General features: G+C 41.4%; 12 protein-coding genes and 1 pseudogene. 4 read left to right on the top strand and 9 right to left on the bottom strand.

Annotation, left to right across the window (positions count from 1 at the left end; all coding sequences use genetic code 11):
* Positions 1-207: 207 nt before the first annotated feature.
* The 8 genes and pseudogenes from RMY63_RS17985 to RMY63_RS17950 all read right to left on the bottom strand — a co-directional run bounded on the left by RMY63_RS17985 (position 208) and on the right by RMY63_RS17950 (position 12191).
* Positions 208-838: pseudogene (locus RMY63_RS17985) on the bottom strand (transposase).
* A 262-nt stretch (positions 839-1100) separates the two neighbouring features.
* Complete coding sequence (gene ilvD, locus RMY63_RS17980) at positions 1101-2786, bottom strand: dihydroxy-acid dehydratase (RefSeq protein ID WP_322729999.1); 1686 nt, start codon at positions 2784-2786, stop codon at positions 1101-1103.
* Positions 2787-3238: 452 nt separating this feature from the next.
* On the bottom strand, positions 3239-4396 hold the full coding sequence (locus tag RMY63_RS17975) for a calcium-binding protein (RefSeq protein WP_322729998.1): 1158 nt from the start codon (positions 4394-4396) through the stop codon (positions 3239-3241).
* Between the two features lie 1443 nt (positions 4397-5839).
* Positions 5840-6502 (bottom strand): calcium-binding protein, encoded by a 663-nt coding sequence (locus tag RMY63_RS17970; RefSeq protein ID WP_322729997.1) that lies wholly within the window; start codon positions 6500-6502, stop codon positions 5840-5842.
* A 1221-nt stretch (positions 6503-7723) separates the two neighbouring features.
* On the bottom strand, positions 7724-8476 hold the full coding sequence (locus tag RMY63_RS17965) for a calcium-binding protein (RefSeq protein WP_322729996.1): 753 nt from the start codon (positions 8474-8476) through the stop codon (positions 7724-7726).
* Positions 8477-9062: 586 nt separating this feature from the next.
* Complete coding sequence (locus RMY63_RS17960) at positions 9063-9287, bottom strand: hypothetical protein (protein WP_322729995.1); 225 nt, start codon at positions 9285-9287, stop codon at positions 9063-9065.
* A gap of 290 nt (positions 9288-9577) precedes the next feature.
* Complete coding sequence (locus tag RMY63_RS17955; RefSeq protein ID WP_322729994.1) at positions 9578-10867, bottom strand: calcium-binding protein; 1290 nt, start codon at positions 10865-10867, stop codon at positions 9578-9580.
* Positions 10868-11711: 844 nt separating this feature from the next.
* A complete protein-coding gene (locus tag RMY63_RS17950; protein WP_322729993.1) occupies positions 11712-12191 on the bottom strand; it encodes a hypothetical protein in 480 nt (159 codons plus the stop codon).
* A gap of 620 nt (positions 12192-12811) precedes the next feature.
* Between RMY63_RS17950 and RMY63_RS17945 the strand changes: the two genes are divergently transcribed.
* From RMY63_RS17945 to RMY63_RS17930, 4 genes are all read left to right on the top strand, one after another.
* On the top strand, positions 12812-14092 hold the full coding sequence (locus tag RMY63_RS17945; protein ID WP_322729992.1) for a general stress protein: 1281 nt from the start codon (positions 12812-12814) through the stop codon (positions 14090-14092).
* 143 nt (positions 14093-14235) lie between these two features.
* Positions 14236-14697: a BON domain-containing protein gene (locus RMY63_RS17940; protein ID WP_322729991.1), complete on the top strand. Its 462-nt coding sequence runs from the start codon at positions 14236-14238 to the stop codon at positions 14695-14697.
* A gap of 186 nt (positions 14698-14883) precedes the next feature.
* The gene (locus RMY63_RS17935) at positions 14884-15321 is read left to right on the top strand and encodes a CAAD domain-containing protein (RefSeq protein WP_322729990.1); all 438 of its coding nucleotides are present in this window, start codon (positions 14884-14886) and stop codon (positions 15319-15321) included.
* A gap of 493 nt (positions 15322-15814) precedes the next feature.
* Positions 15815-16222, top strand: coding sequence for a hypothetical protein (locus RMY63_RS17930; RefSeq protein WP_322729989.1), 408 nt, complete (start codon positions 15815-15817; stop codon positions 16220-16222).
* Here RMY63_RS17930 and RMY63_RS17925 read toward each other — a convergent pair.
* Positions 16219-16455: a hypothetical protein gene (locus RMY63_RS17925; RefSeq protein ID WP_322729988.1), complete on the bottom strand. Its 237-nt coding sequence runs from the start codon at positions 16453-16455 to the stop codon at positions 16219-16221. The two genes, RMY63_RS17930 and RMY63_RS17925, sit on opposite strands and share 4 nt — an antisense overlap.
* Positions 16456-16474 lie beyond the last annotated feature (19 nt).

The following is a 16474-nucleotide window of genomic DNA, read 5'->3' as shown; positions in this document are numbered from 1 at the left end:
ATTAATTCTTGCTATTGTTAGGTGGAAGATATCAAGGAATAAATACAAAGTCATAGCCAGTTGAATTTTGAGTGCTTGGTTGAACTTTGATTAATACGAAATCAGCTTTGCGAATGCCTGATATCATGTCCGGGTAATGACTTACGATTAAGCGCCAGTTTGAAGCCACCAATGAAAACCCGTTAAACCACGGATTAAATCCGGCTGTTAAAGTAAAGACTGACATCGATAAAATAAAACATTCTCTAAATCATGGAGTGTCTCAAAAGATTGATTAGCAATTGGTTCGTCTACCAGAGTCCACAGCCTTTCTGCAGGCTGTAATTCAGGTGAGTGAGATGGCAAAAATGTTAAATGTAGCCCTTGGGGAATCACTAAACTCTTGCTGGTATGCCACCCGGCTCGGTCAACAGCTAAAATAATGCGTTTATTAGCACCCAAGCCAAATTCCCGTGCAAAATCGGCTAAAACCTGATTAAACAATTCTGTATTCACATAAGCAAGAATCCACCAATAAGTCTCCATCTGCTGCTTGTTCTTGTAATACCTGCCATAACTGTGCTTGCTGTATATCATCAACTAGCGGCTGTGTACCTTGGTTTAACCGTCTGCGAGCGCCTAATCCTTCTACCCCTAAGCTGTTGTATCTTTTTACCAAGGCGTACATCCATGTTCTGCTGTAGCCGCTGATTTCCTCCACTTTTTCGGTTTTTTTTCCTTGTGCTAATAACCAGATAATCTGATATTGACGGCTTTCTATGCCATCTTTAGCTTGACGGTAACGTTTTTCTAATTCTTCTAGACTTAGATGTGCGACTACACTAATTCGTTTCGGCATTGGTCATCTTTGCACTCACTTCTTTTATCGTAAGCGATTACCCGGACATGATATGACAAGTTGTTTCGGTACAGCAGTTTGTTTTACCACGCTTGCGATCGCAAAGTAAGTTACTGAGTTTGTCCTTGCAACTTCCTGTAGAGGCGATCGCTAGATCAAACTATTACGACAGGTAAATTCAGCGACTATCTCAATTAACCAGACAAGGGGCTTAAGCCCCTTGTTAAAGAAAGATAAACTTGCGCCACAGTTGTCAAGTTAATTAAAACAAGTCCAAATCTGTCACAGCACCAATACTGCTAGAAGATACCAATTTGGCGTATTTCGCCAAGACGCCTTTAGTGTAACGCGGAGCGGGGGGTTGCCAGTTAGCACGACGACGGACCAATTCTTCTTCAGATATATTCAACTGCAACAAACGAGCGGGTGCATCAATAGTAATACTATCGCCTTCTTCTACAAGCGCGATCGCACCACCAACTGCTGCTTCTGGGGCAACATGACCAACCACCATACCGTAAGTACCACCAGAAAAACGTCCGTCGGTAATTAATCCCACAGCATCACCCAAACCAGCACCGATAATTGCTGAGGTGGGAGCCAACATTTCCCGCATTCCAGGGCCGCCTTTAGGCCCTTCGTAGCGGATGACGAGAATATCACCTGCTTGAATTTTACCCGCCAAAATTGCATTTAAAGAAGCTTCTTCCGATTCAAATACCCTTGCAGGCCCGGTAATTACTGGCTTTTTCACGCCGGTAATTTTGGCGACAGCACCTTCTGTTGCCAAATTACCTCTGAGGATGGCTAAATGTCCTTGAGGATACATCGGGTTATTCCAAGGACGAATTACATCTTGATTGGCAGATGGTTCTTCTGGGATGTCTGCTAATATCTCTGCAATGGTTTGACCACTGATAGTAAGGCTATCACCATGTAGTAAATCATGTGCGAGTAGCATCTTCATCACTTGGGGAATGCCACCAGCTTTGTGTAAATCTGTAGCGACATATTTACCACTTGGTTTTAAATCACACAAAACGGGAACACGGGCGCGGATAGTTTCAAAGTCGTCTATAGTTAACTCTACATTAGCGGCACGGGCGATCGCTAAAAAGTGTAGTACTGCATTGGTCGAACCACCGACTGCCATAATCACAGAGATGGCATTCTCTATCGATTTGCGGGTGATAATTTGGCGGGGTAAGATTTGTTTGCGAATCGCTTCGACTAAAACAAACGCTGATTTTTCCGTGCTGTCGGCTTTTTCGGCATCTTCCGCCGCCATTGTCGAGGAATAGGGTAAACTCATCCCCAGCGCTTCAAATGCTGAAGACATGGTGTTAGCTGTAAACATTCCCCCACAGGAACCCGCACCAGGACAAGCTCGACCTTCAACTTCTAATAATTCCTTTTCGTCAATTTTTCCAGCACTGTATTGACCAACAGCTTCAAAAGAACTGACAACAGTTAAATCGCGTCCATTGTAATGACCGGGTTTAATTGTGCCACCGTAAACAAAGATAGCAGGGATATTCATCCTGGCGATCGCCAGCATTGCCCCTGGCATATTTTTATCACAGCCGCCAATAGCTAGCACACCATCCATACTTTGTCCAGTACAGGCGGTTTCAATGGAATCGGCAATCACTTCCCGTGATACTAGAGAATATTTCATCCCTTCAGTTCCCATTGAAATCCCATCGCTAATAGTAATTGTGCCGAACACTTGCGGCATCGCCCCAGCAGTTTTAATCCCAACCTCTGCCCTTTGCGCCAGTTGATTTATCCCCATATTACAGGGAGTGATCGTGCTGTAGCCATTGGCAATGCCCACAATGGCTTTATTGAAATCTTCATCTTTAAAACCAACTGCACGCAGCATAGCTCGATTAGGCGATCGCTGCACCCCTTGCGTTACAATTTGGCTTCTCAAATTCTCTGACATCTTTTTTCCTTCTGTGACTCATCGCTTGTATTGCGATTGTATTAACTGATTTTCTCATGTATACATGGCGCGATCGAATATGAGTAATTCTCTATGTTTCACAGCTCTAATTGAAATAAATTTCATCTAAGGGTTTGTATAAAATAGAGATAATTATTGTGTGTTAGACATCTAGAGTGCCGGAAATACTAGAGAGAGCAATACGAATTTAAATATGAAAAAAAGCCATTGCCGCAAGTTGAGGCTCTGACTTTCTACGTTTATAGCTCAGTATATTGATATTGATTCTGGTGCAAAGCTGGAGACACTCTAACTTTGCACCAGAGTTTTTCTTCAAAATTATATCTGCCTTGAAAATAGTGACTAGGGACTGAGGGCTGGAAAGAGATATTTTTATTCTCTAGTGCCTTCTGCTTTCTGGCTCCTGCCTTATTTTCAAGGCAGGAATTAAATTAAAGGATGAGGTCACTTGACACTACTTGTGATGCTCCTATAAGCCTAATTTCAAAATTAGCCGACAGATTTCCATCAGTGTTACCTTGCAAAATACCTCCAGAATAACGGATTTGACCGGGTGCAGAGAATTGGGCACTCCCAATGAAAGTGAAAGCTTGGTTGCCCCCAATAGTGGAGTTGGCATCGATAGTAGATACATCGATTTGATCGCCTGGCAAGCTACCGTTTCCACGAAAATCAGTGATTAAGTCGCGTGACGAAAGTGGACTCTCAGAAGTTGAGTTGTACTTGAAAATATCATTACCCGCTCCTCCAGTGAGAATATCTTTGCCAGTACCGCCAGTGAGTATATCATTGCCACGACCACCGTTAATAGTATCGTTGCCACTACGGCCGTCAATAGTATCGTTGCCAGTACCGCCAGCGTTAATAGTATCGTTGCCACTAGTGCCTTTAATAGTACGGTTGAGATTGTCGTTAGCACCAATGTCAACAAAACCGCCGTCATTACTAGAGCTAATACTAACCTTGCTAATCGCCAAACCGCCATCACTAGTTGTGCCATCTGTGCTGATACTGATACCCTGATCGCTATCATTAAAAGTACTGGAAAGGATTATCTCACTTGCCACTAGTTGTGGCGCTCCTGTAAGCTGAATCTCAAAGTCAGCCGACAGATTCCCATCAGTGTTAGCTTGGAGAATACCTCCTGAATAACGAACCTGACCAGGTGCAGAGAATGCGCTAGCCCCAATGAAAGTCAAGGTTTGCTTGCCAGCTATATTGGAATTGGCGTCAATGGTAGATAGATCGATTTGATCGCCTCCAAAAATGCTGTCTCCAGCAAAGTCAGTAATAACATCCCGTAAAACACCAGGTTGACTCTCAGAAACTGAGTTGAACTTGAAAACATCGTTATCGAATCCTCCAGTGAGGCGATCGGTTCCAGTACCGCCAATGAGGATATCGTTGCCCGCTCTGCCGTCAATCGTATCGTTGCCCGCTCCGCCGTCAATCGTATCGTTAGCAAAGGATGTGTCTGTGCCGAAAATCGTATCGTTGCCATCAAATCCGTTGATGAGATCACCGAAGTTAAAAAAATCATCTCTACCGGACAGATTGTCAGGGCCATTAGTACCGTTAATGGTTGCCATAGCGAGTTTCTCCTAAACTTAGAGGGTAAAAAAATTACCTCGTTACTTCTCCATCAGAAAACGGTGTTGCTAATTAAGAGCATGAATTTGGTTTTTCCAAAGGTACAAAGGAAACAGTTTCAAACATTGAATTTTGGAATTTCACACTTTGATTCAGCCACGCCAAGAAAACAAGATGGAGAAATAACAAGTGGGAAGATATGAAGAAGAATTCAGCTATTCTGAATTCAGGAGCAAAGCCGGAGACGTTTCCGTTAGCTCCGGTCATAATCACTATAAGTGTGGGATTGGGACCCGCCACTGAGCGCAGCGTAAAGCCTTCTCTTCTCTTTCAGAGACGAAGACAGCGAACGCTAACGGCATAGCAACTCTACAAGACACTGCGCGAACCCTTAGAGCGAGTCCGCGAGCGTCTTGTAGACTGCTAAATCGTACCCCTGCTCTTAAGCAAGCTAGCAAGAGCGTCTCTGAAAGACAAGATTTAGCGGGAGTCTTAAGCCCAGTTATTCATCCACCCAACGGGAAAGGCAGTCGCTCATGGGGGAAACCACGCCAGATGCTCCACTTGGGGAAACCCCAAGACCGCACTGGCTCCTCAAGACCGCGCTGCCTCACCAGTCACACAGAATTCAATTCTGAATTCTGGCGACTGGCTCCTGAACTCTGTTTGATAACAAATTACACCTGTTATAATCAAGTCTAATTTGTTAAGTCTGAAGATTTGAGAACACTGGATGTATTGATGATGTTGACATCAAAATTCATTGTGCCGAGAGTCATTTTATACTCATGTGCCTTATGCCTTGACAACTTATAGTAGGCTGCCAGGGAATAAGCAGATTGTCTCCTACAGAATTGCATAGGTTTTAAGGCATTTTTACTGTATTTAGAATAGCAGAAGTATCATACTACCTTCAAGCAGGGTTTTTTATATTTTTAAGAAATAATAATGAACTCTCTTTTATTACTCATGATTATTGTGTCAGGACTTACGCAAGATGTGCCTGAAAACCTGATTACTGCGTAGCGGTAATTCATGAATTACCGCTACTTTCGTTATGTTTTGCGTAAGTCCTATGTGTGTTAGACATCTAGAGTGCCGAAAATACTAGAGATAGCAATACGAATTTAAATATGAAAAAAAGCCATTGCCGCAAGTTGAGGCTCTGACTTTCTACGTTTATAGCTCAGTATATTGATATTGATTCTGGTGCAAAGCTGGAGACACTCTAACTTTGCACCAGAGTTTTTCTTCAAAAGTATATCTGCCTTGAAAATAGTGACTAGGGATTGAGGACTAGAAAGAGATATTTTCATTCTCTAGTGCCTTCTGCTTTCTGCCTCTTGCCTTATTTTCAAGGCAGTCAGTTATGGCGAATTTGCCACCACAGTGAATGAAAATTTCCTTTGCTCCTGCCTTATTTTCATAGGAGGAATATTAAATTAAAGGATGAGGTCACTTGACACTACTTGTGGTGCTCCTATAAGCCGAATTTCAAAATTAGCCGACAGATTCCCATCAGTGTTACCTTGCAGGATACCTCCAGAATAACGGATTTGACCGGGTGCAGAGAATTGACCACTCCCAATGAAAGTGAAAGCTTGGTTGCCCCCAATAGTGAAGTTGGCATCGATAGTAGATAAATCGATTCGATCGCCAAACGAGCTACCGTTTCCACGAAAGTCAGTGATTAAGTCACGTGCCGAAAGTGGACTCTCAGAAATTGAGTTGTACTTGAAAATATCATTACCCGCTCCTCCAGTGAGAATATCTTTGCCACTACCGCCAGTCAGAACATCATCCCCATCACCGCCGATGAGAGTATCATTACCCGCTCCTCCAGTGAGAATATCTTTGCCAGTACCACCACTCAGCCTATCGTTGCCAGCATTACCATAGAGTTTATCGTTGCCAGCATTACCATAGAGTTTATCGTTGCCACTACCACCGTTAAGCAGACTGTTGCCACTACCACCGTTAAGGATACCGTTGCCACCACTAACGCTACCGCTATCGCTCTGACTATTATTGCTACTACTGCTACTACTACTAGAACTGCTACTAACACTGCCGCTACCGGAAGAGATTGATATTGAAATTGCCATTGATGAGTTTCTCCTAAACTTAGAGGGAAAAAAAATTACCTCTTTACTTCCCTATTATAAAACGGCATTGCTGATTAAGAGTATAAATTTGGTTTCCTTCAAATGCATAAAACAAACAATTTCAAACATGGAATTTGGGAATTTCATACTTTCATTTAGCAATGCCGACAAAACAGGGTGAAAAGCTCAAGAGTGGGAGTATATTCTTGAATCAAACCTGATTTGAACAGGTCTTTACTATTAAGTCTGAATATTTGAGAATTTTTAAGAATATTTAAGAAGTACTAGATGTATTTGATGATGTTTACATCAAAGTTGTATCAAAAATCATCTGATGTCCTTGTACCTGATGTTTTTAGTCGTTTAAGTTGGAAAATATCAAGGAATTAGTAGATTTTTTCCTACGTAATTATATAGATTTGAGGACGCTACTACTGTATTCATAATAACAATACTATGGTCTTACCCTCCAGCTTACTTTTTTCTCTTTATAAAAAAGAATAATTAACTTCCTTTTATCCTCTGTCCAGAATAAAATCAGAAACCTTTGTTCAGATGGGGTTGGTTTTGCATATTGATATTTGTTAAGTGGTTGCTGTAGTTATATATAACAGATAATTGCCAATAAGTTAAAAGCTTTGTTAGACGCATGACACTAAGAAAAGCCTAAAGATTTGTGTAACTTGAATTGGTTCCCAGTCTTAAGACTGGAAATGTATTTCTAGAGGGCTGCTGCCTATGGTAAAGCCACTGGAGGCGGAGCCTCGCAGGATCAGGGCTGTATTTTAACCTAGTGCCATTCCCTTGTTAGACCAGTGCGTAGGCGTAGCCCGCCCTTAGACATCGTTACACCCCTGCATTACAATTTGGCTATTGTGGCATCATCGCAACTGTTGCGATTGTATTAACTGATTTTCTTATGCATACGCAGCACGATCGAACCCTGGCAAGCATTGGTAATTTTCTATTTTTAGATATGCTTCTGTTAGGTGTAGCTAATATGAGCGGCTTGGTTAGTATTTAACTGTGCTTGATTCTTGCAATATCATTCTTGACAGGTTCAAGCTGAGTACATTTTCTCACGATTGGAGTATGTTTGGCTTTGCACCTGAATTCTTCTTCAAGATTAGACCTCTTGCATCAATCAAAAACAAAACTCTACTTCTAAGCGCTTGCTCTTAGAAGTAGAGTGTGAAGCGCTTTTGCAAGAGGTCTATTAGATTAGAGGATGATATCGCTTGCCACTAGTGATGGTGCTCCTGTCAGTCTAATTTCAAACTCAGCCGACACATCCCCATCAATGTTACCTTGAAGAATACCTCCTGAATAACGAACCTGACGCGCTGCTGAGAATGCGCTAGCTCCGATGAAAGTGAAGGCTTGGTTGCCCGCTACATTGGAGTTAGCATCAATGGTAGATAGATTGATTTGATCGCCTGCAAAGATACCGTTTCCAACGAAGTCAGTGATAACATCCCGTAACAAACCAGTAGGACTATCTGAAACTGCGTTGAAATCGAAAACATCGTTGCCAGCACCGCCAGTCAGGGAATCAGTCCCAGCACCGCCAGTCAGGATATCGCTGCCAGCACCCCCATTTAGGGTATCATTGCCGGCATTGCCGTTAAGGATATCGTTGCCAGCATTGCCAGTAAGGATATCGTCGCCGGCATTGCCGTTAAGGATATCGCTGCCAGCATTGCCGTTAAGAATATCGCTGCCAGCACCGCCAGTAAGGATATCGTCGCCAGCACCGCCAGTAAGGATATCGCTGCCTCCACCCCCATTTAGGGTATCATCGCCGCCATCGCCGTTAAGAATATCGCTACCAGCATCATCATTTAAGATATCGTCGCCGGCATTGCCGTTAAGGATATCGCTGCCACCACCCCCATTTAGGGCAGGACGAAAGATAAGTGGGAAACCGTTGATAGTATTGTTATCATTAAAAATGGTACCGTTGACAATTGCCATTAGTAAGTTTCTCCTGAACTTAGAGGGTAAAAAATAACTTCGTCACTTTCTCATCAGAAAACGGTGTTGCTGATTAAGAGTATGAATTTGGTTTCCCCCAAAGGTGTAAAGGAAACAGTTTCAAAGATTGAATTTTTAAATTTCACTCTGTAATTCAGCAACGCCGATAAAACAAGGCAAAGAAATAACGAGTAGGAAAAGATAACTAGATCACACCTGATTGCAACAGGGCTTTGCTGTTAAGTTTGAAGATTTGAGAAGGACTAGATGTATTGATGATGTTGGCATCAAAATTATGCCAAGAGTGATGTCCTTATGTCTTTACTGGTTGCAGTAGTAGGCTGCTATAACACAAGCAAACTTTCTCCTACAGAAGCACATAGCTTTTACAACGTTTTGATTTTATTCATAATCACAAGACTATACTATTACTTTCAAGCCGACTTTTTTCTATCTATAAGAAAGAGTAATTAACCTGATTTTATTTTTCTCGCTCAAACAAAATCTGAAACCTTTGTTCAGATAGGGTTAGCTTTGCTTTTTGAGATTTATTTGGTGATTTATCTAGTTATGTATAAGGTGGGACTTACGCATAGGTAACGGAAAATCGAACCACAGAGGCACAGAGAAAACGGAGTAATAAGAGTTTGAGAGGTATTTTGCGTAAGTCGTATAAGGAAGTAATTGCCAATAACTTAAAAGCCTTGTGAACCAGTGCATAGGCGTAGCCCGTCGTAGACATTGCTACATCCCTTGCGTCACAACTTGCCTTCTCAAATTCTCTGACATCTTTTTTATTAAGTGGCATCATCGTAAGTAGGTCGGCAGAATAAAACCAAACTATGTTAACAAAAATAAACGAGGTTAAAACCCTCTTCCCTCCTGCCTCCTGCCTCCTGCCTCCTGCCTTATTCCAACGACAAATATTTACACTCACTTACTTAACTGTTGCGATTATATTACCTGATTTTCTGATGTATATGCAGCGCAATTTAATAACTATAAACTATAAGAGAGGCAAGCTAAACTTATCTCTCTTTGCAACTATTCAATTATTAAAATTCTGTATTCTGCCTTATTTTCAAGGCAGATAATATTAAATTAAAGGATAATGTCGCTTTCTACTAGTTGTGGCGCTCCTGCAAGCCGAATTTCAAACTCAGCCGACAGATCCCCATCATTGCTACCTTGAAGAATACCTCCTGAATAACGAATTTGACCGATTGCAGAGAATGCACGACTGCCGATGAAAGTGAAGGCTTGGTTGCCCTCTTTAATGGAGTTGGCGTCGATGGTAGATAGATCGATTTGATCGCCTGCAAGGATACCGTTTCCAACAAAATCAGCGATCGCATCCTGTAATAAACCAGGTTGACTCTCTGAAACGAAGTTGAAATCGAAAACATCGTTACCCGCTCCTCCAGTGAGAACATCAGTTCCACCAACACCAGTGATGATACCACCGTTACTAAAATCACCGCTAATCGTATCATTGCCAGATCCACCAATAAGGCTATCGTTGCCAAATCCCCCTACAAGGCGATCGTCGCCAGATCCGCCGTTAATCTTATCGTTGCCAGATCCGCCGTTAATCTTATCGTCGCCAGATCCGCCGTCAATCGTATCGTTGCCAAATCCGGTGTTAATGATATCGTTACCAGATCCGCCGTCAATCCGATTGTTCCCCGCTCCGGCGTTAATCGTATCGCTACCCTTTCCACCGATAATTGTATCGTCGCCAGATCCGGCGTTAATGATATCGTTACCAGATCCGCCGTCAATCCGATTGTTCCCCCCTCCGGCGTTAATCGTATCGTTACCAGATCCACCGTTAATCGTATCGTTATTAAATCCAGCGTCAATCTTATCGTCGCCAGACCCACCGTCAATCCGATTGTTCCCAGACCCGCCGTTAATCGTATCGTTACCCACTCCGCCTTGAATTTTATCGTTGCCAGATCGGGTGTTAATTATATCGTTGTCTGCTTTGCCATCAATCGTATTGTTGCCATCACCGGCGTTAATCGTATCGTTGCCAAATCCACCGTCAATTGTATCGTCGCCAAATCCGGTATTAATAATGTCGTTGCCAGATACGCCGTCAATTATGTTGTTTCCTGCTCCGGCATTAATCGTATCGTTGCCAGAACCACCGTTAATCGTATCGTTGTTAAATCCGGCGTCAATCTTATCGTCACCAGATCCGCCGTCAATCCGATTGTTCCCCGCTCCGGCGTTAATCGTATCGTTACCAGCTCCACCTTGAATCCGATCGTCACCAAATCCGCCCCTAATCGTATCGTTCCCCTCAAATCCGTTGATGATATTAGGGAGAACAGAAAAAGAATTACCAAGATTGTCAGGGCGATTAGTACCGTTAATGGTTGGCATAGTGAATTTATCCTGAATTTAGAGGGTAAAAAATTACCTCGTCACTTCCCCATTAGAAAATGGCGTTGCTGATTAAGAAGATGAATTTGCTTTCTGCTAAAGGCAGAAAGAAAACTATTTTAAATATGAAATTTTGGAATTTCACACTTTCATTCAACAATGCCGAGAAAATAAGGTGGAGAAATAACGAGTTAAAAGATATGGGAATCCGATTTGATTACTGAACTTACTTGCGTAGAGAGGGAACAGGGAACTCTTAATATGGAAGAAGGAATAAAGATGTACTGAGTTTTTTCACGCAATCAAATACGAGTCAGATATAACAAATTAGACTTAATTAAAACAAGTCTTTGCTGTTATAGCCTAAAGATTTGAGCAACACTGAATGTATTGATGGTATTGGCATCAAAATTGATTGTGCCAATAATCATGTATGTTATGTCCTTGTGCCTAATGAATTCACAGATTTTAGTAGCAATCTGCTAGCAAATAAGCAGATTGCTTTCTACGGAATTGCATAAGTTTTAGAACATTTTTACTGGATTCAGAATAACAAGATTTATGATACTACCTCAAGCATACATTTTTCTACCTTTAAGAAATAATAATTAACTTTGTTTGATTACTCTTGCCATAACGAAATATAAAATCTTTGTTCAAAGAGGTTTTTTTAATAAATATCCCAATAACAAGGTCAAACCAATTCGCAATTAATAAATTCAGATGGTGTCTGGGTTTCAAGGTTTTAATTAATCTGTTGCCGGATTTTAGAGAATTGGTATTATCCGGTTAGCATCCGCTTCGGAAATATCTTCACTACAGCAACTAAAGTGTTACGATCGCCTTAATGAATTCGATCGCGCAATGCTTCAAATCCGGCTTGCGGATCATCAAACACTTTCGCAAAGTCTTGCTTAATGCCTTCATAGTTGATTACCAGTGTATCTCGGTCAAATTGCGATAGGCGCGATCGCAAAAGGCTAATTCCGACTTGGGGATCGTCTAGTAAAACTTTAAACTCGCGTTTGATAGCTTCGGGATTAAGTTCGTCTTTACCCGTCGAACGCAAATAATCTTCGATGCAGCTGCGGAAATCTTGCCCTTTTTCTCGTGCTTGAGCCTGTTTGACAGTTTCTAAAATTTCCAAGCGATCGCTTTCCATTTGTTCGGAAATTTCTTTCACCCTAGCTTCGCTAATATCACCACGTTGCTTTAGTAAGTTGGTGAAATATTCTTGATTAATTTCTTCCAACTCCCGTCTCACAGCTGTTGGATCTGCATTTACGTCATAGATGACTTCTTTAAATTCACAGGACTTACGCAAGATGTGCCTGAAAACCTGATTATTGCGTAGCGGTAATTCATGAATTACCGCTACTTTCGTTATGTTTTGCGTAAGTTCTAATTCATCTACTAGGGTAATTCGATTGAATTTACAAAATGGCTTATTTATATCAGCTTAATTATCATTTATATAAGCTGGCACTTTCTTAGGTAAGAGTAATAGGTTAATTTGCCAAAAGTTGTATTTAAAAAAAACAAATATGTTTTTATCTCTTTTCAAATAAAGTAATGTATTATTTATAATTTATTTAATAATTGTTTAAAAAAATTATGAAGAAAAGTAAATTTTATAAAACTGTATCTACCGATATAGCAAGTTGCAAGCGGGTGAGTTACAGTAGCAAACGGTAGAAAATAATGTTTGTTAATATCAATTTTTAGTGAAAAAATCGGAATAATTTTTATATAAACTTTAGAAAATAAAATATATTTTTTCTTAGAGATTTAGTTACTAACTTTAGATAAAGCCACCTATATCTAATGATAGAGATAAAAATTCTTCCAAGCGATTGATGAAAAATAAATAGAAACATGTATTAATAAGGGTTATTACGAGCTATGAATTAGTAAATAATTGATTTTTGCTGAGGAGAAAGAATAATGGTAGTAGGCGTACATAAACGTGCTGTAGGTGTATTTTCTCATCGTCGAGATGTTGAACATGCCCTACATGAATTAAAAAAAGTTGGCTTTGACATGAACAGAGTTTCTGTCATTACCCAAGATGGAGAAAGAGATGATATTGCTGGTGCGGATGTCAGCGATCGCGTTGGCGATCAATCTGATGAAGGTGCTAAAGTCGGAGCAGCTACAGGCGGTGCTTTAGGCGGATTGGCTGGCTTATTAGTCGGTCTTGGCACTTTAGCAATTCCGGGAATCGGGCCAATTATGTTAGCTGGAGCCGCAGCAACTACCCTAGCAACAACTCTTGCTGGCGCTGGTATTGGTGCAGTGGCTGGTAGTTTGCTTGGTGCATTAATTGGTTTAGGAATTCCTGAAGAACGGGCTAGAGTTTACGACGAACGTGTTAGACGAGGACACTATTTAGTCATTCTCGATGGTACAGATTCAGAAATACTCAGAGCAGAAGCAATTTTAAATCATCAGGGTGTGGAAGAGTTTGGCATTTACGACCACCCAGATGCGACAAATGCAAGCACTGGTTATGTGACTCCAACTCCGGCTACGGGTTATAGTGGTGTTGCGAAACGTGCGATCGGGGTATTCTCTCATCGTCGAGATGCAGAAGTAGCAATTACAGAATTGCGAGATGCAGGTTTTTCCTTGAATCAAGTCTCCATCATTGCCAAAGACACAGACGGCCATGGGATCGGTGGTGTAGGTGTAGATAGAAATGTTGGTACTGGTAATAAAGCAGACGATGGTGCAAAAGCTGGAGCAGCTACAGGCGGTGTTCTAGGCGGTTTGACTGGCTTATTGGTTGGACTTGGGACTTTAGCGATTCCGGGAATCGGGCCCGTGATTGCAGGTGGTGCAGTTGCAACCACTTTGGCGACAACATTAGCTGGTGGTGCGATCGGTGCAGCAGCCGGGAGTATTGTAGGCGCACTCGTTGGCTTGGGAATTCCTGAAGACAGGGCGCGAGTATATAGCGATCGCTTTCAAAGAGGTGACTACTTAGTAATTCTCGATGGTACGGAAGCTGAAATCCACCAAGCTGAAGCGATTCTTAAACATCGAGGTATTGAAGAATTTGCAATCTATGATGCTACTGAAATTAGTGAATATCGCCCAGGTTCCGACCGAGTAACCCATCATGACGCAGCAGTAGTCGATCCCATTCGCCCCAATTACTCAACAGAGACTAATAGAAACGATCCTTCTGTAGTTATTGTCGATCGTCGTGATGAAGTACTTTAACCGAAAGTAGTTCTCACTCACACTAATTAGACAAAATTGCAGGAGCAATAATTTGAAAACTTTGCTCCTGACTAAAAAAAACTTGCTCCTCAGTTTTGCCGTAAATATCAACAGATTTCACTTTCTGATTCAGAATTAAATCAATGAAAAAGCTAACCCCCTTCGTAATTAGTTGCCTTTTAGTGTTTGGTGTTGCTGCTTGTGATAACACTTCTAAAACAAGTGAATCTGCACCCAACAATCCTAATGAGGCTCCCCAAACACCAAGTGCAAAAACAACAGAAGCTTCTCAAAAAGACGCGCAAAGTGAAGTTCGCAGAAGACAACTAAATGAAGATATTCGCGCCCGCGAACAGCGCAATAATACTACTGGTGGCGATACAAAAAGAGCTAAAGCTGACTTAGAAAGTGAAGTTCGTTCTAAATTGGAGGCTAATATCCCCAAGGGTCAACTAACAGTTAATGCCGCAGACGGTGGCATTGTGACTGTCGCCGGAACTGTCACTAATCAGCAAGAGTTGGCTAAAATTGAAAAATTAGCTAAAGAAATTAAAGGTGTCAATAGTGTAGTTGTGAAAGCAACAGTTGCCGCACCAACTAATTAGGGCCACTAACAACAAATTTAATTGAGCAGGTAGGTGTAAACAGATTTAAATGCTCCTGCTAAACCTGAGTGGTCAGTAATAAGTTTAACTGACCACTAATAATTGACAACTGACGACCCTAATAACTATATTTATTGATGCTCAGTTCAGTTATACAAAGTCTTGTAGTTACCGAACATAAAAACTATGGAAACCGAACAACAGCAAAGTGAATCCACCATCAATCCTTCCTTGTCGCGAGGTACGCTAGCACTTGAAGGTACTGATACTACAAACTTGCCAAAGTTACCGCCAGCACCTGAACCGGAATCTCAATTGCAGCAAATTAGCAGACAAATTTCTCAATTTTTAGAGCAACTGCCCCAATACCTAAGTGAATTTTTTCAGAACTATAAGCAGTCTCTAATAACTGTTGCTTTAATTTTAGCGGCGATTGTTACAGCTAGGCTAGTACTAGCATTACTAGCTGCAATTCATGATATTCCACTACTATCACCACTTTTTGAGTTAGTTGGAATTAGTTACACCAGTTGGTTTATTTTCCGTTATCTACTCAAGGCTTCAACTCGGCAAGAATTAGCCGATGAAATTCAATTACTGAAAAACCAATTTGTGGGTGAGTAAATTTAATCACTATTAAACTAAGATTTACGCGGGCAACTAAAATTCGCAGCTACACAAACTCTCGTCCGTCTCTACGGAATTGGATGAAGTCTCTTAGTAGTTGCAGTTTCTAATTGCCCTTTTAATATAGGACTCATATTTGATTTTTGCAAAGCTAGGTACACCTTTATTCCTTCTTCCCAGTCCCCATTACCCCTTATCCCCAGAGGGGGCCCCACCATCCCCAGTCCCCAGTCTCTACGAGTAATTCACCGAATCAAATCGGCTTGTCATATTAAGTTGACTTCAACCAAAACCCTTGTTCTACCGAATAAATGTAAATCAACAGTATTTAACCGGATTCCATTTTAGTCTTTTGGATACATCAAAAGATAGAGAACATAACATTATTTTTAAATTTAAGTCACTTCTCAAGATAGTAGCTCACAGATCAGAAACAGCCTAATCTAGTTTTTGAACTTATTTAATAGATTCTTTAACGAGGACATAAATTATGGCTAATGAAGCAGTTAAGAGAGATACAGATTCATCCGATAGAGCGGAAGTCGATACTTACGATCGCGGCATTATCCCCGCTGAAACCGCCGCTAGAATGGAAAGAGAAGGAGATAAGTTTAAAACCCGCCCCACAGAAGAACGGGAGGCAGATGCACCTACGGATGACCAAACCGATCGACAAAGTATACGCACCACTGACGGCTATACCGTTGACAAAGAAGGTTTGTCTAATAACTATGCAGTTGAACCAGAAATGTACTACGAAGAACCGGGTGATGCACGCCAGCAAGCAGCAGAAGATACGGAAGAACGTATTGAAGAACTTGGAGAAATTAATCAGGACGAGGAAGGCAAGTTGACAGATAAGGGTGACAGCCGCGGTAAAGGCCCAGGAGTAATTTAATTAACAACTTTCCTTTTGCTGGGTGCAATTACACGTAATAAGGCTAAATAGATGATTTCTAGAGACGCAATTATTGCGTCTCTAATTTTATGGGCTAATAAAGCGCAACCTGACATCAAGTCAGAATCTTGAGCTGGTTCCCCAACAAAGCGTTCCCGCTCTTTAGCAACGGCGTGACACACACAAAATGAGAGTTTGAGAGATATTTTGCGTAAGTCCTGCTTTTGATACATTAGGCTTGTAATAACTTGT

This window comes from Nostoc sp. ChiQUE01b, from assembly GCF_034531255.1.
Classification (GTDB): Bacteria; Cyanobacteriota; Cyanobacteriia; order Cyanobacteriales; family Nostocaceae; genus Nostoc.
Note: the sequence above shows the minus strand (reverse complement) of the source record. Positions and strands in the feature narration are given on the sequence as shown.

Coding starts and splice junctions, on each gene's coding strand:
- ilvD (WP_322729999.1), bottom strand. CDS start 2,786: ATGTCAGAGAATTTGAGAAGCCAAATTGTAACGCAAGGGGTGCAGCGA.
- RMY63_RS17975 (WP_322729998.1), bottom strand. CDS start 4,396: ATGGCAACCATTAACGGTACTAATGGCCCTGACAATCTGTCCGGTAGA.
- RMY63_RS17970 (WP_322729997.1), bottom strand. CDS start 6,502: ATGGCAATTTCAATATCAATCTCTTCCGGTAGCGGCAGTGTTAGTAGC.
- RMY63_RS17965 (WP_322729996.1), bottom strand. CDS start 8,476: ATGGCAATTGTCAACGGTACCATTTTTAATGATAACAATACTATCAAC.
- RMY63_RS17960 (WP_322729995.1), bottom strand. CDS start 9,287: ATGATGCCACTTAATAAAAAAGATGTCAGAGAATTTGAGAAGGCAAGT.
- RMY63_RS17955 (WP_322729994.1), bottom strand. CDS start 10,867: ATGCCAACCATTAACGGTACTAATCGCCCTGACAATCTTGGTAATTCT.
- RMY63_RS17945 (WP_322729992.1), top strand. CDS start 12,812: ATGGTAGTAGGCGTACATAAACGTGCTGTAGGTGTATTTTCTCATCGT.
- RMY63_RS17940 (WP_322729991.1), top strand. CDS start 14,236: ATGAAAAAGCTAACCCCCTTCGTAATTAGTTGCCTTTTAGTGTTTGGT.
- RMY63_RS17935 (WP_322729990.1), top strand. CDS start 14,884: ATGGAAACCGAACAACAGCAAAGTGAATCCACCATCAATCCTTCCTTG.
- RMY63_RS17930 (WP_322729989.1), top strand. CDS start 15,815: ATGGCTAATGAAGCAGTTAAGAGAGATACAGATTCATCCGATAGAGCG.
- RMY63_RS17925 (WP_322729988.1), bottom strand. CDS start 16,455: ATGTATCAAAAGCAGGACTTACGCAAAATATCTCTCAAACTCTCATTT.